We start from the raw sequence: 18,570 nt of genomic DNA on the forward strand, positions 1-18,570 counted from the left end.
CACGTCTGCGGTAGATGCACCTGGCTCAGGGTTCAGGCTACTCCGGTGAGCGCACCCGCAAAAACGCAGCAAACTTTGGCAAACCCTTGGGGGTGTGATCCCGGTAACGGTAAGTCACCATCGAGCCCAAGGGCGGCGGTGCTTCACGTTGCGCGTCGGTGAACCCTGTGCCCAGCGCAAAACGTTGGCCGTTCGGCATTTCCAGCAGCAAAGCCCCCAATCGCCCGGCGTGTTTACCTTTGCCGGGCAGATGTGCCACCACACGGGCTTCCTCATCCGGGTGCAGTTTGAGTTTCAACAGCGCATCACTGCGCCCTGGCGACCACAACGCGTTGGCACGGTGCAGCACCAGCCCTTCACCACCCGCTTGGGTCGTCTGGTTCAATAGTTTTTGCAAGGCGGATACATCCGAAACACGCGCTTGCGCCACGGCCTGCAACCACGGCTGCTTGGCTTGCGCCAGCAGTACCTGGATGCGCTGGGAACGTTCGCCAAAAGCACCAGATTCACCGGGCAGGTCAAAAATCATGTAGCGCACGCTGCGCCAGTCGGCTTCCACCGGGGCCTGACGGCGCACGATGCCAGAAAGCTCGTCAAAACGCCCACGGCCCAGCCACAACTCGCCGTCGAGCGCCGTCGGCGGCAAGGCTGCCGTGAACCAGTCCGGAGCAGCGATCGGTAGACCGCTGCGAAAGCGCAGCACGTGACCGTCCCAAAAGGCGCGCACACCGTCGAGCTTTTCGCTCACCAGATAGCCGCTGGGATCTTGGTCACTGGGCCACAGCTTGGCGTGCATCAGCGCAGGCGCGGTGGCAGAAGGTGCGGGAATGGAAGCGGTGTCATGGGGTAGCGCTGTCGCCAAGCCCGGTGAAAAAATACTGCCGAGCAGCCCGGTCAAATACAGCACAGAGGCCGCGGTAGGACGATAGTTCATGGTTGGTATCCGAAAAATTGACCCATCAAGTGCTGACGATCACCGTCTTCACGCCACCAACCGCGACGATTTGGGCACATGGGCCATCAAAAATTCCATCTGGTCCGCCAGAATGCGCCGGTTGCGCAAAATGAAGTCTTCCCACAGGCTGGGCACATAGGGCGTGTACAGCAGTGGCATGTGCGCCTGCTCGGGGGTGCGGTGGCTTTTGTGGTGGTTGCAGGGGCGACACGCCGTGACCACGTTCATCCAGGTGTCCACGCCATGCTGGGCAAACGGAATGATGTGTTCGCGGGTCAGGGCTGCGTCCTCAAACTGCTCACCACAATACGCACAGATATTGCGGTCACGGGCAAACAGCTTGCTGTTGGTCAAACCAGGCTTGAGCTCAAAAGGATTGATGTTGGGCACCCCCTTGGTGCCAATGATGCTGGAGACTGTGATGATCGACTGCCTGCCCGTCAGCGCGTTGTGGCCGCCATGAAACACCGCCACCTCGTGGCCCATCTCCCAACGCACCTCTTCGGCGGCGTAGTGAATCACCGCCTGTTCCAGCGAAATCCACGATTGGGGCAACCCTTGGGCTGACAGCTTCAAGACTTTCAAAACACGACTCCTTCAATAAAAGGCGGTTTACCAGCAAGTGCGAGACAATATACCCCTTTTATATGTCAAATTGACTTCAAGCGCTTTGATCATCTGCACAGAACGCTATCAAAGCCATAACAACCCATGAAGATTTTTAGAGGTTTTAACCACCCCGACGTTGCACCAGCCTGTGCCCTGACGATTGGCAACTTTGACGGCGTACACCGCGGCCACCAAGCCATGCTCTCGCTGCTCAAGGGGGAAGCCCAGCAACGCGGTGTCCCGAGCTGCGTGCTGACCTTCGAGCCCCATCCGCGGGATTTTTTTGCTGGTCTGACACACAACCCTGACCTGGCCCCGGCCCGCGTGGGCACCCTGCGCGACAAACTCTGCGACCTGGCCCAGAGCGGTGTCGATCAAACCGTGGTGCTGCCGTTTGACACCCATCTGGCCAATTTATCGCCGCAAGCCTTTATTGACCAGGTCTTGCTGCAGGGACTGGGTGCCCGTTATGTGCTGGTGGGTGACGACTTTCGCTTTGGCCAGCGCCGCGTCGGCGACTATGCCCTGCTGGATGCAGCCGGCACCCAACAAGGTTTTGATGTGGCGCGCATGAACAGCTACGAAGTACATGGCCTGCGTGTCTCCAGCTCGGCCGTGCGCGAGGCGCTCGGCCAAGGCCGCATGCCCGATGCCACCCGGTTGCTGGGCCACCCCTACCGCATCTCGGGCCATGTGGTACACGGACGCAAACTGGGCCGTACCTTGGGTTTCAAAACCATCAACCAGCGTTTTGCCCACTGGAAACCTGCGGCCAGCGGCATTTTTGTCGTGCTGGTGTATGGCCTGAGTGCGCAGCCCCTGCGCGGTGTCGCCAACCTGGGCGTGCGCCCCTCGCTCGACCCCAAGGATGTGAATGGCGGTCGTGTGCTGCTGGAAACCCATTGCCTGGACTGGCCCACCCACCTGGGGTCTGAGGGTGCCTACGGTAAAATTGCCCGCGTGGAGCTTCTTCACAAATTGCACGACGAACTCAAATACAACTCCCTGGATGCGTTGACGGCTGGCATCACTCAAGATTGCCAGGATGCCCGTGCCTACTTTGCTATTGCGCCCAAATGACCACTCAAGCCCCCAACACCGATGCCTCCGGCAAAGCTGATTACCGCAGCACCCTGAATCTGCCCGACACCCCGTTCCCGATGCGCGGCGACCTGCCCAAGCGGGAACCCCAATGGGTCAAGCAATGGGAAGAACAAGGCCTGTACCCCAAACTGCGCGAAGCCCGCCAAGGTGCCCCCAAGTTCATCCTGCACGACGGCCCACCCTATGCCAACGGCCAAATCCACATGGGCCATGCCGTCAACAAGATCCTGAAAGACATGATCGTCAAGGCGCGCCAGCTCAAGGGCCTGGACGCGGCTTACATCCCCGGCTGGGACTGCCACGGCCTGCCGATTGAAAACGCGATTGAAAAGAAATTTGGCCGCAAACTGGCCCGTGACGACATGCAGGCCAAGAGCCGCGCCTACGCCACCGAGCAGATTGACCAGCAACGCGCCGACTTCAAGCGCCTGGGCGTACTGGGTGACTGGGATCACCCCTACCGCACCATGGATTTCAAGACCGAAGCCAATGAAATCCGCGCCTTCAAGCGCGTCATCGAACGCGGTTTTGTCTACCGCGGCCTCAAACCGGTGTACTGGTGTTTTGACTGCGGCTCCAGCCTGGCCGAGTTCGAAATTGAATACGCCGACAAAAAGTCACAAACGCTGGATGTCGGCTTTTTGTGCAACGAGCCCGCCCAACTCGCCGCTGCGTTTGGGCTAAGCGCTCTCGAAAAAGAAGCCTTTGCCGTCATCTGGACCACCACTGCCTGGACCATTCCCGCCAACCAGGCCCTCAACGCCCACCCGGAGTTGACCTACGCGCTGGTCGACACCGAGCGTGGCCTGCTGGTGCTGGCGCAAGACCTGGTCACCGCCTGCCTGGAGCGCTTTGGCCTCACCGGTAATGTGTTGGCCACCGCCAATGGCAAAGCGCTGGGTGGCATTCACTTCAAACACCCGTTGGCCCACGTGGATGCGGGCTATGACCGTTTGAGCCCAATCTACCTGGCCGAGTACGTGAGTGCCACCGACGGCACCGGCATCGTGCACTCGGCCCCGGCTTATGGCGTAGAGGATTTCAACTCCTGCGTGGCACACGGCATGGCCTACGACGACATCCTGAACCCGGTGCAGGGCAACGGTGTCTACGCGTCCGAGTTACCTCTGTTTGGCAACCAGCAAATCTGGAAAGCCTGCCCAGTCATCATTGACGCGCTGCGCGATGCGGGCCGCCTGTTGGCCACCGAGAACATCGTGCACAGCTACCCACACTGCTGGCGCCACAAAACCCCGGTGATCTACCGCGCCGCCGCCCAGTGGTTCATCCGCATGGACGAGGGCGTTGGCATTTTCACCAAGGATAAAGCGCCGCAAACCCTGAGAAAAATTGCGCTGGCAGCTATCGAAAACACAGCGTTTTACCCAGAAAACGGCAAGGTTCGCCTGCGCGACATGATCGCCGGCCGGCCCGACTGGTGCATCTCCCGCCAGCGCAGCTGGGGCGTGCCCCTGCCCTTCTTCCTGCACAAGGACAGCGGCGAGCTGCACCCCCAGACCATGGAAATTCTGGACATTGCCGCCGACATGGTCGAGGCCGGTGGCATCGAGGCCTGGAGCAAGGCCAGCACCGAAGACATTCTGGGCCAAGTGGGCTGCGCCGCCGATGCGCCCCACTACACCAAGAGCAGCGACATTCTGGAAGTCTGGTTTGACTCCGGCACCACCCACACCACCGTGCTCAAAGGTTCGCACGCCGGTGCCGGCCATGAAGACGGGCCGGAGGCCGACCTGTACCTGGAGGGCCACGACCAGCACCGCGGCTGGTTCCACTCCAGCCTGCTGACCGCTTGCGCCATGTATGGCCGCGCCCCCTACAAAGGCATTCTGACCCACGGCTTCACGGTGGACAGCAAGGGCCACAAGATGAGCAAGAGCGCGGGCAACGGTGTCGATCCGCAGGAAACCAGCAAGAAGCTCGGCGCAGAAATCATCCGCCTGTGGGTGGCTGCCAGCGACTATTCGGGCGACATCGCCGGTGACGACAAAATCCTGGCCCGCGTGGTGGACACCTACCGCCGGGTGCGCAACACGCTGAAATTCCTGCTGGCCAACACGCAAGACTTTGATCCCAGCGTGGATACCGTGCCACTGGCTGACATGCTGGAGATTGACCGCTACGCCCTGAGCCGGGCTGCGCAATTACAGGCTGATGTGCTGGCTCATTTTGAAATCTATGAATTTCACCCGGTAGTGGCCAAGCTGCAGATTTACTGCTCGGAAGACCTGGGCTCGTTCTACCTCGACATCCTGAAAGACCGGCTCTACACCACCGCGCCCAAGTCACTGGCACGACGCAGTGCACAAACCGCGCTGTGGCAGATCACCCAGGCCATGCTGCGCTGGATGGCCCCGTTTTTGAGCTTCACCGCCGAGGAAGCCTGGAGCGTGCTGGGGGCTGCGGGCAAAACACCGCAAGCCACCCGCGAGTCCATTTTCATGGACACCTACAGTGCCATGGGTGAGGTGGATGTCGGCCTGCTGGCCAAGTGGGCACGTATCCGCGAGATTCGTGACGCGGTCAACAAAGACATTGAAACCCTGCGCGCCAATGGTCAGGTGGGCTCTTCGCTGCAGGCCAATGTGATGCTCACGGTTGGCCCGGATGACCACGCTTTGCTGGCCAGCCTGGGCGAGGACTTGCGCTTTGTGTTCATCACATCTGCTATTGACTTGGTAGCTGGTGACGCCATGTCCATAAGCACCAGAGCCTCAAATGGCATTAAATGTGAGCGCTGCTGGCATTACCGCGACGATATTGGCGTGGACACCGCCCACCCCACCCTGTGTGGCCGCTGCACCAGCAACCTGTTTGGCGCGGGCGAAACCCGCACGGTGGCCTGATGGCGCGCAAATCTGGCTCAGGGGCCAAGCCCGGCCACAGCTTCACATCCGCCGCCACCGGCGGGCTGTTGCCGTGGCTGGCGCTGGCCTTCATCGTGCTGATCATCGACCAGTTCACCAAGGTGCTGGTGGTGGGTTACTACCAGTTGGGCGACAGCACCACGGTGACCAGCTTTTTCAACGTGGTGCGGGTGCACAACCTGGGCGCGGCGTTCAGCTTTCTGGCGGGTGCCGGTGGCTGGCAACGCTGGCTGTTTACCGGCATTGGCATCGCGGCGGCCGCTTTGATCGTCTGGATGCTGAAATCCCACGCCGGACAAAAGCTGTTCGCCTTTGCCATGGCCTGTATTCTGGGCGGTGCCATTGGCAACGTGGTGGACCGCTTGCTGTACGGTTATGTGGTGGACTTTTTGCAGTTTCACTGGAGCTGGCTCAGCCCGATGTTTCCGGGCGGCTATTTCCCCGCCTTCAATGTGGCCGACAGCGCCATCACGCTGGGGGCGACCTGCCTGATCCTGGACGAGCTGCTGCGCGTGCGCCGCGGGCGCTGACATGAACCCACAAGACTACGTTCAGCAAAAAGCCGCCGCCTCGGGCAGCAGCTTTTATTACGCCTTCTTGTTTTTACCACCGCCCAAACGCGCCGCCATCACCGCGTTTTATGCCTTCTGCCGCGAGGTGGATGATGTGGTGGACGACATGGTGGACCCCAGCGTGGCCGCCACCAAGCTGCAATGGTGGCGTACCCAGGTGAGCCAAGCCTTTGCCGGCAACCCCAGCCACCCGGTGATGCAGGCCTTGATGCCCTTGGCTGCATCGTTCCAGATTGAAGAGCGCCACCTGCAAGCGGTGATTGAAGGCTGCCAGATGGACCTGAGCCAGTCACGCTACCTGGACTACCCCAATTTGCAGCGTTACTGCCACCTGGTGGCTGGTGAGGTGGGCGAAGTGGCGGCCCGCATTTTTGGCCAGACCCAGCCGCAAACCACAGCCTACGCCCACACCCTGGGCCAGGCCTTGCAGCTCACCAACATCATCCGCGACGTGGGTGAAGATGCCCGGCGTGGCCGCATTTACCTGCCCATGAGTGATCTCAAACAGTTTGGCGTGCCGGCCCAGGAGATTCTGAACGGCAGTTATTCCGAGCGCTTCACCGCGCTGATGCAGTTCCAGGCCCAGCGAGCCCACGGCTTGTACGACCAGGCGCTGGCCCTGCTGCCCGCCGCCGACCTGCGCACCCAAAAGCCCGGCCTGATGATGGCCAGCATTTACCGTGCGCTGCTGCGCGAAATTGAAGCCGAGAACTTTGCCGTGTTACACCAACGTATCAGCCTGACACCTTTGCGCAAACTCTGGCTGGCCTGGAAAGTGCAGGCCTTGGGCCGTCTGTGAACCCACCAAGTACACCGTGAAAGTCGCCATCATCGGGGCTGGCTGGGCCGGCTTGGCTGCCGCCGTCACTGCCACTCAGGCGGGCCATCAAACTACTATTTTTGAAGCAGCTCACACAGTAGGTGGTAGGGCTAGAGGCCTTAAAGGCTTGAAAAATTGCACCCTGCCGGACGGCACGCCGGTCCATCTGGACAATGGCCAGCACATTCTGATTGGGGCTTATACCAACACCTTGAAGCTGATGCATCAGGTAGGTGTTCCGGTTGAAAAGGTGCTGCTGAGCCTGCCCATGACACTGCGGTTTCCCGATGGCCTGGGCCTGCAGTTCAACAACTGGCCAACCCCGCTGGATGCCCTGGCAGGCATCTTCACCGCACGTGGCTGGTCGGTGCGTGACAAACGTGCGCTGCTGCAAGCGGCCATCGGCTGGCAAGTCCAAGGGTTCACCTGCCCGCCCGGGCTGACCGTGACCAAGTTGTGCAGCGGGCTCACACCCAAAGTCACGGCCGAGCTGATTGAACCCCTGTGTGTGTCGGCCCTGAACACCCCAGCCGAAAGCGCCAGCGCCCAGGTATTTTTACGGGTGCTGCGCGATGCACTCTTTGGCGTGCAGGGTGGTTCGCGTCTGCTGCTGCCCAAAGTGGACTTGAGTGCCCTGTTCCCCGATGCGGCGGCGACCTGGGTGCAACAACACGGTGGCCAACTGCACCTGGGGCACAGGGTTCACAGCGTGCAGCAGTGTGGCAACAGCTGGCGTGTTGACGACCAGGTATGGGATGCCGTGATTCTCGCCACTTCAGCATCAAATTCGGCTCTTATGCTTATGGATAATGCACAAGCAGCTATTGAATCAATAGCAATTGAAATGCAGCAATGGGCCAGCCAATGCCAGGCTCTGCGTTATGAAGCCATCACCACGGTGTATGCCTGGGCCGCCGATGCCCAGCTGGCGCAAGCCATGCTGTCTTTGCATACAAGCCCGCAGCATCCGGCCCAATTTGTGTTTGACCGGGGTCAACTGGGTGGCCCCATGGGTTTGCTGGCCTTTGTAGTGAGTGCCTCAACCGGCGAGCGGCTCAGCTTGCAGGCCCAGGTGCTGGCCCAGGCCCAAACACAGTTGGGCCTGGACTTGCAAGCCGTGAAAACCGTGGTGGAAAAGCGCGCCACCTTTGCCTGTACGCCTGGTTTGCAACGTCCGGCCATACACATCACATCAGGGCTACTGGCTTGTGGAGACTATGTGGATGGCCCCTACCCTGCCACACTGGAAGGTGCGGTGCGCAGTGGCATGGCAGCAGCGCATGCTCTGAAGCTTGTTTAAACCCGCATGCTCAGTCACACTCGCCAACACCCGCACCGTATCATCAAGCCCTTGAGCAGACCGAATCCACCACTTTTCCATGAAACTCGTCGTCAAAATTTTTATCGGTGTGTTGTTTGGCCTGTTGCTGGCTGCGGGTACCGGTGTTTTCTGGTACATCTCCACCAAACAGCCCCAACGCTCGGGTGAGCTCACGCTGAACCACCTGAGCGCACCCGTCACGGTGCGTTATGACGAATACGGTATTCCCCACATCAAGGCCAGCAACGAACCGGATCTGTACCGGGCACTGGGTTATGTGCACGCGCAGGATCGCCTGTTTCAAATGGAAATGGTGCGCCGCCTGGCGCAAGGTGAGCTGGCCGAAATTTTGGGCCCCAAGCTGATCAAGGTGGATCGGCTTTTCCGCACCTTGGGCCTGCGTGCCAACGCCAAGAAAAAAGTGGCGGCCATGGACAGACAAAGCCCCGCGATTCAGGCACAAAGTGCCTATCTGGACGGCATCAACCAGTTTCAGGCCAGTCATCCGGCCCCGTTTGAATTTGACATTTTGGGTATTCCCAAACGGCCTTTTACGCTGGAAGACACGGTGGCGGTATCCGGTTATCTGGCCTACAGCTTTGCCGCGGCGTTCAAGACCGAGCCGCTGCTGACCTATATCCGTGACGAATTGGGCGAAGACTATTTGAAAATTTTTGATCTGGCATGGAACCCGCAAGGTGTGCTTGAGAAGGCCAACCCAACGGCCCGGAATTCACCTCTGCAAAATCACCCTGCCCCCGACTGGCAAGCCTTGAATCAACTGGCCCAAGTGAGCCAGGAAGCCCAGACACTGGCCAGTGTCCCGCTGTTTGAAGGGAGCAACGCTTGGGCCATCTCGGGCGAGCGCACTTCCAGCGGCAAGCCGATGCTGGCGGGGGACCCCCATATCGGGTTTTCTTTGCCATCGGTCTGGTACGAAGCACATTTGAGCATGCCTGGCTTCGAGTTGTATGGCAACTTTCAGGCACTGAACGCTTCAGCCTTGTTGGGACACAACACCCAGTTTGGCTGGAGCTTGACGATGTTCCAGAATGACGACATGGACCTGATTGCCGAAAAGGTCAACCCACGCAATGCCAACCAGGTCTGGTTTGAAGGCCAATGGGTTGACCTGGAAAACACCGAAGACACCATCCAGGTCAAAGGCGGCAAGCCGGTCAAACTCGTGCTGCAGCACTCCCCCCATGGCCCGATCATCAGCAGTGCGTTCAAAGACACTTTGGGGGATGCCCCGGTGGCCATGTGGTGGACGTTTCTTGAAACCGACAACCCCATCCTGGAAGCTTTTTACGATCTCAACCGGGCCAATACTTTGGCCAAGGCACGTGCAGCCGCCAGCAAAATCTACGCTCCGGGTCTGAATGTGGTGTGGGCCAGTGCCTCGGGCGACATCGGCTGGTGGGCGGCCGCCAAACTACCGGTACGCCCCTTGTATGTCAACCCGACGTTTATTCTGGACGGCGGCTCTCCCGAGTCTGAAAAGCTGGGTTTTTACCGCTTCAGCGACAACCCACAGGAAGAAAATCCGCAGCGTGGCTACATTGTGTCGGCCAACCATCAGCCTCAAAGCACCAGTGGTATCCCTATTCCGGGCTATTACAACGCCTATGACAGAGCACAGACCTTGGAAGACCGACTGGGAAACAACGATTTGCAGTGGAATCAGCTCAACACCGAATCCTTGCAGCTCAGTACCCAAACCGCCTATTTCTGGCGCGTGCTTGAGCCGCTGATACCCGACTTGAGTGACGTGGTACGTGACCCGCTGGAACGTTCGGTGTTTGACAGCCTGGTGCAGTGGGACGGCCAGTACACCCTGCCCAATATTCCGCCCACAGTGTTCACCCAATTGGTGTATGAGCTCACGCGCGCAGCCATGGCCGACGAGTTGGGTAAAGTGCAATTTGCCAACTTGCTGGGCACCCGCGCACTGGATCTGGCGCTACCGCGCCTGGCGGCGAATGCAGAATCTCCCTGGTGGGACGATATCAAGACGGACAAAGTGGAAAGCCGCCGCGACATCGTACGCATTGCCTGGAAAGCCACCATCCAACACCTGAAAGAAACCCTTGGCCCCAGCCCCAACGACTGGGGTTGGGGCAACGCCCACACACTGACCCATGTTCACCCACTGGCCGCCCAGAAACCGCTGGACTGGGTATTTAATGTGGGGCCGTTCCCTGCACCTGGCGGGCGTGAAGTGCCCAACAATCTGGCAACCCCGATTGGTCCTGCGCCCTGGGCCGTCACCTATGGCCCGTCCACCCGGCGCATCATTGACTTTGCCAATGCCGGCAAATCCCAAAGCGTCAACCCGGTCGGCCAAAGCGGCGTGCTGTTTGATCCGCACTACAGTGACCAGGCTGCCGCCTATGTGGTGGGAGGCTACTTGATGCGCTACCTTGGCGACAAAGATGTACAAGCCAACACACATGACATGCTGACACTCAAGCCAGCGCAAGTACCCGTCACCAGCCACTAACGGGCAACCCTACAGGCCACATGCGCTAGGGTAACTGGGTGAAAATGGGGCATGACTTTACTCACCTCTCCTTTTTCTCAAGAGCCCACATTCAGCCACGGCCAATCACCTCGCACCGCCGTGCTGTACTGCAATCTGGGCACGCCTGATGAGCCCACCACGCCTGCTGTACGGCGTTTTTTGGCAGAGTTCTTGGGTGATCCCCGTGTGGTTGAAATACCCAGACTGCTCTGGCTGATGATCTTGCACGGCATTATTTTGCGTATACGCCCGGCAAAATCAGCTGCCAAGTACGCCACCGTGTGGCTGCCTGAGGGCTCACCGCTGAAAATATGGACCGAAAAACAGGCCAAGATGCTGCAAGGCTGGCTGGCCCAACGTGGCCATGATGTGCAAGTGCGTTATGCCATGCGTTATGGCAGAACCTCCATAGCCTCACAACTGGATGCGCTGAAAGCCGCAGGTACTACCCGAATACTGATCTTGCCAGCTTACCCGCAGTATTCCGCCACCACCACGGCCAGCCTGTTTGATGCGGTCTACCTGTGGGCCAGCAAGGTGCGTAACCTGCCGGAGCTGCGCTTCATCAACCACTACCATGATGATCCGCGCTACATTGCAGCGCTGGCCGCAAGCGTGCAGCGCTACTGGCAAAACAACGGCCGCCCGAACGTGCTGGTGATGAGTTTTCATGGTGTGCCTGAACGCACCCTGCATTTAGGTGACCCTTACCACTGTGAATGTTTTAAAACCGCCAGGTTGTTGGCTGAGCATTTGGGGCTGAGCAAAGACCAGTTCAAAGTCACCTTTCAATCACGGCTGGGGCGCGCCAAGTGGCTAGAGCCCTATACCGAACCCACCTTGATCGATATGGGCAAAGCGGGTGTAAAACGGGTCGATGTGGTCTGCCCGGCCTTCACCAGTGACTGCCTGGAAACCCTGGAAGAAATCAACCAGGAAGCACGTGAGGCTTTTTTACATGCAGGCGGCCAAGAATTCCATTACATCGCCTGCCTGAACGATGACCCAGCCTGGATCACCGCACTGTGTGATATTACCCAGCAACATCTGCAAGGCTGGCCCACCCAGACAGTCCCCAATGACGCAAGACTGGCCGCCTCCAAGGCCGCAGCGTTGGCACAGGGGGCCAAGCAGTAGCAGTCACTTGGATTTGGACTTGGTTTTGACTTCGGACTTTGATTTTTTGGATTTTTGATCAGCTGGTTTGTCAGCCTGCAGCACAGGCGCTGACTTGGTTTCCGGCTTGTGGTTCAACGCGGCCTCCAGACTGAGGCACAGCGTGCGCAGGATCTTCACCCGTGCATAGTTTTTGTCATTGGCCTCCACCAGCGTCCACGGTGCCTCACCGGTGCTGGTGCGCTCCACCATGTCGCAGATGGCTTGCTGATAGTCGTTCCATTTTTCACGGTTACGCCAGTCTTCCTGGGTAATCTTGAAACGTTTGAACTCAATTTGCTCACGCTCCTTGAAGCGTTTAAGCTGCTCAGCCTGGCTGATTTGTAACCAGAACTTGACCACAATCACGCCCGATTCAATCATCTCGTGCTCGAAGTCATTGATTTCACCGTAGGCACGCAGCCAATCGGCTTCTGAGCAAAAACCTTCTACCCGCTCAACCAGCACCCGGCCATACCAGGTGCGGTCAAAAATCGCCACCTGACCATGGCGCGGCAAATGCCGCCAAAAGCGCCACAGGTGGGGCTGCGCCCGCTCTTCCTCAGTCGGTGCGGCAACAGGTGTCACCTGGTATTGACGTGCATCCAGGGCAGCTGCAATGCGCCGGATGGCGCCCCCTTTACCGGCAGCATCAGCCCCTTCAAAGGCGCAAACCAGCGAACGACCTTTGAAGCGCTCATCACGGACCAATTCCGACAGCCGGCCCTGCCATTGGGCCAATTCATCCTTGTAGGGTTTATCCGCCAGCGCCAAGGTCAGATCAAGCTCGGAAAGCACATTGCGCCCGTCCAGATCAACCCGCACGATGGGGGCGGTGGGTGAGCGTGCAAGCTCCACTTCAGCCAATTTGTTTTGCATGGCCTTGAGCAACACTTGCCCCACGGTCATGGAACGGTAACGGTCATCCGTGCCTTCAACCACCACCCAGGGCGCAGCCGCGGTGTTGGTCACACGCAATAAGTGACCCGCCACCTTTTGCAGCTGATCATAGGTTTTAAGGCGATCCCAGTTCCATTGGGTCACGCGCCAAGCGGTACGGGGGTCATCTGAAAGTGCTTTGAGGCGTTGTTTTTGCCCATCTTTGGTCAGATGAAACCAGAACTTGAGCACCAATGCACCCTCATTAACCAGCATCTCTTCGAAGCGGTTGATCTGCTGCGCACGTGCGTCGAGTTCTTTGACCGAAATGCTGCCTTCAATACGTTCCCGAATCGGGTCGGAATACCATGATCCGGCGAAAATACCCACGCGCCCCTTGGCTGGCAAACTGCGCCAATAACGCCACATCGGTGGACGTTCGCGCTCTTCGTCGCTGGGCTGAGAAAAGGCCAGTGTGGAAAGAAATCGCGGGTCCATCCATTCATACAACACATTGATGGTCTCACCTTTGCCCGCACCATCCTGCCCGCTGACCAGCACGATCACCGGGGTTTTGTGCTTCTCGAACAAATTAACTTGCGCCTCTAGCAAAGCTGCACGCAACGCGGGAATCGCATCGCGGTAGTCAGATTTGGACAATTTGTGACCAATTTCCGCAGATTCAAACATCGTCAGCTTTCAATCAATAACTAAACATGCAACAAGGTGCGCTCGCCATCGGCATGACGCAAGCGTTGGGCCAAAGTACGGGAAATGGCGGTCATCAAAATCAGCGCCAGCTTTTTGTGCCCTTCAGCCAATTGGTTAAATTGTTCAAGCGACAGTACAAACAAGTCAATGTCGGTACTGGCAATCGCACTGTCACTGCGCACGCCATCGTCCAAAAATGCCAAACCACCAAAAAAATCCCCGCGCCCGAAACTGGCAATGTGATGTGATTGGCGACTACCGCTGATGGGTGCCATGATGCGCACCGTGCCACGTCGTATCAAATACAGCTCGCGCTGCGTATCACCCAAACGGTAAACTGGTTCGCCCGCTTTGACCGTGCGTAACTGCAACATGGCCTCCAGATCTGCCAGGGTGTCATCCTTGCGTCCCTGGAAAAGATCCATTTCAGCCAACCGCAGTGGCACTTCTTCGGCACTGGCTTGCACTACATTGCCTACCAGTTGATCTTCGATCCACTCAATGGCCTCTTCCAGGGTTTTAAAAACACGCACACCACTACCTTCTCCCATCAACCCGGTTTGCGTCAGAAACGACACCAGATTGCGCCCGTTGGGCAATTGCTCCCGTACGTGGCTGAGCATCAGCGTCGCCCCCCGATCACGCAGGGTGTCGCGCACCAGATTCAGCATATGAGCCGCCGTCATATCCACCGCCTGGACCCAGCGCATATCCAAAACAACGTAGTCTCGCGCCTTGATTTCAGGTTCGAGTTGAGCGTACAACTCATAAGTTGTTCCAAAAAACAAGCTCCCTTGAAGTTCAAAAATAATCGCTTTATCACCTTTTTCAGCAATCAAGCGCATCTCTGCTTCAGGTCGACACCAGGTGGATGAGCGCTGATTCACAAAGGTTTTCCGCCGCACCACCGAGCCACCCACTTGCTCACGCACAAACAACAAAATGGACAGGGCAACACCAGAGGCTGATGCAGCGATCAGCCCCACCATCAGAGCAACGCCTACCACCACAAAGACCACCGCAAAATCGAACACAGTGGCCCCTGACTCCAGAAAGTGCATAGGCTCCAGATCAATCATGCGCCAACCGACCACGATCAAAATACCCGCCAGCGTGGCCACAGGAATCCAGGCAATATAAGCACCCAGCAACAAACCGGCAACCAAAGTCAGCATACCCTCCACAATACCTGACACCCGGGTTTGAGCTCCACTGGAGAGATTCACCATGGTGGCCCCCATGGTGCCCGCGCCAGGAATGCCACCAAGTCCAGATGCCGTCATATTGGCCAGTCCTTGTGCCAACAGCTCGCGATTGGGTTCATGCCGGGTACGGTTTTTCTGATCAATCACCACACATGTCTTGAGTGTGTCAATAGACAGCAATACGGCCAAGGTCAACGCACCGCTGGTCAAAGTTGCCACTTGGTTGAGTTTGAGCTCACCGATTTCTTGCCAGCGTCCCATGATGGTCTGAATGTAGCCCTCACTGGTGGCATTCAATGCACCCAAGACAAGTGGGTTGTTGTCCAAGGTGAGCATGGACGCATCCGAATTGGCTAAACCCAGATAAGCCAGTAAGCCCGCCAAAATACCCAAAATGGTGCTGGGAACAGCCTTGGTGATTTTGGGCGCCAACAAAGCAACAAGCACCGTCGTCATGCCAACCACCAGACTGCGTGTATCCCACGCCTGGGGCGCCAAAAGTGAACGCCACCAGGTCACTCCCGGAGCCGCACCAACAAAACGGGGAATCTGGCTGCCAATGATGATGAGTCCCACACCACTCATGTACCCGCTAACCACGGTGTAAGGAATATATTTGATCAGCTTGCCCGCCCCCATGAAACCGATGAACATCTGGATCACCCCAGTCAGCATGCCCAATACAGTCAGCAGCAACACTATGCTGGAAGCAGCAACACCCTGTTGCACAAGTTCAATTGCAAAGGCCGCAAGCACCGCGGCAGCCGGAGCACAAGGGGCACTGATTAATCGGTCAGTCCCCCCAAAAGTGGGGGCAATAATGCCCAATGCAGCGGCACCCAAGATACCGGCCAGTGCGCCAAAGACGGTGTACTCCGGGCTGATCGCAGAATAGACCGTGACACCAAACGCCACGGAGGCCGGTAATGCCACCAGCATGGAGGCCAAACCACCCCAGAAATCCCCTGGGATTTTGTACCGGGTGATCGATGCAGGCGTAAGCATCACATGGCGATGGGTTTGATTGGCAAACTGATATGAAACGTGGTGCCCTGCCCAGGTGCGCTGTGTACGCTCACGTCCCCGTGGTGACGTTGAATGATCTCCCAAGTGATGGACAGGCCCAAACCCGTGCCTTTGCCAACCGGTTTAGTGGTGTAAAAAGGTTCAAAAATACGTTTTTGCACATCTTCAGTCATGCCACAACCGTTATCACTTACCTCCAACCAGACCTGATCTGCCTGTACCCCACTGCGAACCGTGATCACGCCTTGGGTATTAATAGCTTGAGCAGCGTTGACCAACATGTTCACCAACACCTGATTAATTTGTGCAGCAATACAAGCCACTGCTGGCAAGGGCATCAACTCCTTGACGACTTTGGCCTTGTATTTGATCTCATTGGTAGCCACATTAAGGGCGCTTTCCAGCACATGATTCAGATCAGCCTCGGCCCACTGACCGTCATCCGAGTGTGAAAAATCGCGCAGATCACTGACAATTCTTTTAACCCGCGCCAGCCCTTCACGCGTTTCTGCCAGCAAATTGGGAATGTCTTCACGCAGATAGTCCAGGTCAATTTTTTTGCTCGCTGCATCGACCACTTGACGCTGCTCTACAGGGAGGCTCGCCGTGGCGGCCTGGTATGTCTGGATCAAACCAAACAATTGGTCTATATAACCAGACAGTGCCCCCATATTGGATGTCACAAAACCCACGGGATTATTAATTTCATGCGCCACACCTGCTGCCAATTGGCCTACAGCCGCCATTTTTTCGGATTGCATCAGTTGGCCTTGCGTTTGTTTCAGCTGGGACAACGTGGCTTCAAGATCACGGGTACGCTCTTGCACATGCCGTTCCAGGGATTGATTGGCTGCCTTTAATTCAGCCTGGCTTTGGCGCACCGATTCGTTGGCCAACACCAGTTTGCGGTTCCGCTCGGTCAACAAGGTGAACAACTCCAACAAAGAGTTGTTGTAAACCTCATGGGCATTGTCCTGAGGCAGACTCACCCGCACATACGCCTGGATAGCCGTTTGACCAGCCTCCATGTCTTTCATCTGTTGCGCCATGTTCTGATCCTCCAACAAGATGTGGAAGCTCAACCAACTGCTCAAAAATCGCAATAAATCGGTGCCAGAAAGTGTGCCATCCTGCTCGTACTGCTGACGCATTTGCGTCAGCTCATCGACAAAAACTTGATGCGTCTGACGATGATGGACTTGATAGTCTTGTGTCAATTGTCTTTCTGCCATCAAGCGCTCTTCGTCACGGAAATGTATCGCGGCGTATTGCGTCAGATTGTCAAGTAAAGGGCGTACCGCCAACTTGGCAATTTCATCATTCAAAGCCAAGTGAGGTGCGGCTTGATTGACCATGTCCACCAGACTATGGTGCTGGGCATCTACCAAATCCAATCCGGTTTCAAAGTGCGGGGTCCAGGCCATCAGCTTCATATTTCCTCCTTCAGATTGGAATGTTTGGTGCCATTCAGGTTTAGTTTTCTTGCCAGACATCCGCCGTCAGTTTAAGTTCACTGGAGCGTTCAAAGTCAATGATTTTGCGGATCACCGCATCATCCAGCACATGACCGGCCGTCAACATCAGCAAGCCACTGGGAGTAATCATGTCGCGCGAAAGCACCATGCCCGGCTCCAAGTCCCGGGAAGACACCGTTTGCTCGATTTGTTTTTCTTTTCTGAGCTGTTCGCGTGACTTGCCGCCATGCAGCACCACAAACGCATCCACCACCGCAGGATCAAAGCGGCGACCAGAGCCTTGAACAATCACATCATGCGCCTGGCGTGCATCGAGCTTGCGCTGCCCAATCAGCCCCAATTGCAAACTGTCATATTCGCTGGCCACAGACAAAATTCGCGCACCCAACGGGATTTGCTCTTCAGAAAGTCGCCGCGGATAGCCACCACCATCAAACCGCTCCAAATGGTTCTTGATGATTTCCACGGCACCTTTAAGCTCGTCAAGAGGCATCAGCACAGTCTCGGCAATGGAGGGGTATTTACGGAAAACCTCCAGTTGCCGGGTATTCAACATCACCACTGGCGTATTGAGCAACTCATCTTCAAAACCTACTTTACCGACTTCGTGCAGTAAACCGGCCACAAATATTTCCTGCGCCTGCTTGGCATCAAGCCCCATTTGCACGGAAATCCTTCGAGCCATGTCAGCGACACGCCGGGCATGACCAGCCAGGTTGTTGTGCCGCAATTCGATCAAAGAGGTAAACACCTTGATGGAGGTAATGAAGTTATTGCGCATACGCTCATTGGCCTGCCGCAGTTCTTGGGTACGGGTATGCACCCGGACTTCAAGACTGTCATTCATGGCCTTGAGTTCTTCGTTTTGCTGCTGCACCAGCGCCTGGAGCCTTTTTTGCTCCATTTCCATGGCCCGGTGCTGCAAGGCACCACGCACCACCAAGAAAATGTCGTTGTCATCCCAGGGTTTGGCAATGTAGCGGTAAATTTCACCTTTGTTGATGGCACCCATCACGGCATTGATGTCAGCATACCCGGTGAGCAGCAAACGCATGGTGTCCGGCCAACGCAGACGTACCTGCTCCAAAAACGTCACACCATCCATTTCTGGCATACGCATATCTGAAATTACCAGATCAAAGGCTTGGGTTTGCATCAGAGCCAACCCGGCTTGCCCACTCTGAGCCACCTGTACCGCCAAACCCTTGGCACGAAACAGACGGCGCAAAGCCGACAAGATACCAGCCTCATCATCCACACACAAAATAGTGGGTATTTGCTCGTTAGACACCCCAAAAGCGCCGGTATCAGTCATATTGGTTGAGACTC

13 protein-coding genes are annotated in these 18,570 nt (G+C 57.2%); 7 read left to right on the top strand and 6 right to left on the bottom strand.

Annotated features, from left to right (window positions below):
* Positions 1–37 precede the first annotated feature (37 nt).
* Positions 38–934: a DNA ligase gene (locus LDN84_RS14290; RefSeq protein WP_223904111.1), complete on the bottom strand. Its 897-nt coding sequence runs from the start codon at positions 932–934 to the stop codon at positions 38–40.
* 48 nt (positions 935–982) lie between these two features.
* Positions 983–1,540 carry an HNH endonuclease gene (locus LDN84_RS14295; RefSeq protein ID WP_223904112.1) on the bottom strand — a complete coding sequence of 186 codons (558 nt, stop codon included), beginning with the start codon at positions 1,538–1,540 and terminating at the stop codon, positions 983–985.
* 126 nt (positions 1,541–1,666) lie between these two features.
* Between LDN84_RS14295 and LDN84_RS14300 the strand changes: the two genes are divergently transcribed.
* From LDN84_RS14300 to hemH, 7 genes are all read left to right on the top strand, one after another.
* Positions 1,667–2,644 carry a bifunctional riboflavin kinase/FAD synthetase gene (locus LDN84_RS14300; RefSeq protein WP_223904113.1) on the top strand — a complete coding sequence of 326 codons (978 nt, stop codon included), beginning with the start codon at positions 1,667–1,669 and terminating at the stop codon, positions 2,642–2,644.
* Complete coding sequence (gene ileS / locus LDN84_RS14305; RefSeq protein WP_223904114.1) at positions 2,641–5,532, top strand: isoleucine--tRNA ligase; 2,892 nt, start codon at positions 2,641–2,643, stop codon at positions 5,530–5,532. The genes LDN84_RS14300 and ileS overlap by 4 nt, the downstream gene beginning before the upstream one ends.
* Positions 5,532–6,083 carry a signal peptidase II gene (lspA, locus tag LDN84_RS14310; RefSeq protein ID WP_223904115.1) on the top strand — a complete coding sequence of 184 codons (552 nt, stop codon included), beginning with the start codon at positions 5,532–5,534 and terminating at the stop codon, positions 6,081–6,083. The genes ileS and lspA overlap by 1 nt, the downstream gene beginning before the upstream one ends.
* 1 nt (position 6,084) lies before the next feature.
* Positions 6,085–6,924: a presqualene diphosphate synthase HpnD gene (gene hpnD / locus LDN84_RS14315; RefSeq protein WP_223904116.1), complete on the top strand. Its 840-nt coding sequence runs from the start codon at positions 6,085–6,087 to the stop codon at positions 6,922–6,924.
* 16 nt (positions 6,925–6,940) lie between these two features.
* Positions 6,941–8,245, top strand: coding sequence for a hydroxysqualene dehydroxylase HpnE (gene hpnE / locus LDN84_RS14320; protein ID WP_223904117.1), 1,305 nt, complete (start codon positions 6,941–6,943; stop codon positions 8,243–8,245).
* Between the two features lie 79 nt (positions 8,246–8,324).
* On the top strand, positions 8,325–10,769 hold the full coding sequence (locus LDN84_RS14325) for a penicillin acylase family protein (protein WP_223904118.1): 2,445 nt from the start codon (positions 8,325–8,327) through the stop codon (positions 10,767–10,769).
* 51 nt (positions 10,770–10,820) lie between these two features.
* Positions 10,821–11,927, top strand: a complete 1,107-nt coding sequence (hemH, locus tag LDN84_RS14330; RefSeq protein WP_223904119.1) for a ferrochelatase — start codon at positions 10,821–10,823, stop codon at positions 11,925–11,927.
* Positions 11,928–11,930: 3 nt separating this feature from the next.
* Here hemH and pap read toward each other — a convergent pair whose 3' ends face one another.
* Genes pap through nosR form a run of 4 tightly spaced genes read right to left on the bottom strand, consistent with a single transcriptional unit; the run spans position 11,931 to position 18,556 of the window.
* On the bottom strand, positions 11,931–13,514 hold the full coding sequence (pap, locus tag LDN84_RS14335; RefSeq protein ID WP_223904120.1) for a polyphosphate:AMP phosphotransferase: 1,584 nt from the start codon (positions 13,512–13,514) through the stop codon (positions 11,931–11,933).
* A gap of 20 nt (positions 13,515–13,534) precedes the next feature.
* Positions 13,535–15,745 (bottom strand): SulP family inorganic anion transporter, encoded by a 2,211-nt coding sequence (locus tag LDN84_RS14340; protein WP_223904121.1) that lies wholly within the window; start codon positions 15,743–15,745, stop codon positions 13,535–13,537.
* On the bottom strand, positions 15,745–17,199 hold the full coding sequence (locus LDN84_RS14345; protein ID WP_223904122.1) for a bacteriohemerythrin: 1,455 nt from the start codon (positions 17,197–17,199) through the stop codon (positions 15,745–15,747). The genes LDN84_RS14340 and LDN84_RS14345 overlap by 1 nt, the downstream gene beginning before the upstream one ends.
* A gap of 40 nt (positions 17,200–17,239) precedes the next feature.
* Positions 17,240–18,556, bottom strand: a complete 1,317-nt coding sequence (gene nosR, locus LDN84_RS14350) for a response regulator c-di-GMP phosphodiesterase, NosR family (RefSeq protein WP_223904123.1) — start codon at positions 18,554–18,556, stop codon at positions 17,240–17,242.
* Positions 18,557–18,570: the final 14 nt, after the last annotated feature.

It is taken from the genome of Rhodoferax lithotrophicus (genome assembly GCF_019973615.1).
GTDB lineage: Bacteria > Pseudomonadota > Gammaproteobacteria > Burkholderiales > Burkholderiaceae_C > Rhodoferax > Rhodoferax lithotrophicus.

Coding starts and splice junctions, on each gene's coding strand:
- LDN84_RS14345 (WP_223904122.1), bottom strand. CDS start 17,199: ATGAAGCTGATGGCCTGGACCCCGCACTTTGAAACCGGATTGGATTTG.
- LDN84_RS14300 (WP_223904113.1), top strand. CDS start 1,667: ATGAAGATTTTTAGAGGTTTTAACCACCCCGACGTTGCACCAGCCTGT.
- LDN84_RS14290 (WP_223904111.1), bottom strand. CDS start 934: ATGAACTATCGTCCTACCGCGGCCTCTGTGCTGTATTTGACCGGGCTG.
- hpnD (WP_223904116.1), top strand. CDS start 6,085: ATGAACCCACAAGACTACGTTCAGCAAAAAGCCGCCGCCTCGGGCAGC.
- hemH (WP_223904119.1), top strand. CDS start 10,821: ATGACTTTACTCACCTCTCCTTTTTCTCAAGAGCCCACATTCAGCCAC.
- nosR (WP_223904123.1), bottom strand. CDS start 18,556: ATGACTGATACCGGCGCTTTTGGGGTGTCTAACGAGCAAATACCCACT.
- LDN84_RS14340 (WP_223904121.1), bottom strand. CDS start 15,745: ATGCTTACGCCTGCATCGATCACCCGGTACAAAATCCCAGGGGATTTC.
- pap (WP_223904120.1), bottom strand. CDS start 13,514: ATGTTTGAATCTGCGGAAATTGGTCACAAATTGTCCAAATCTGACTAC.
- lspA (WP_223904115.1), top strand. CDS start 5,532: ATGGCGCGCAAATCTGGCTCAGGGGCCAAGCCCGGCCACAGCTTCACA.
- LDN84_RS14325 (WP_223904118.1), top strand. CDS start 8,325: ATGAAACTCGTCGTCAAAATTTTTATCGGTGTGTTGTTTGGCCTGTTG.
- ileS (WP_223904114.1), top strand. CDS start 2,641: ATGACCACTCAAGCCCCCAACACCGATGCCTCCGGCAAAGCTGATTAC.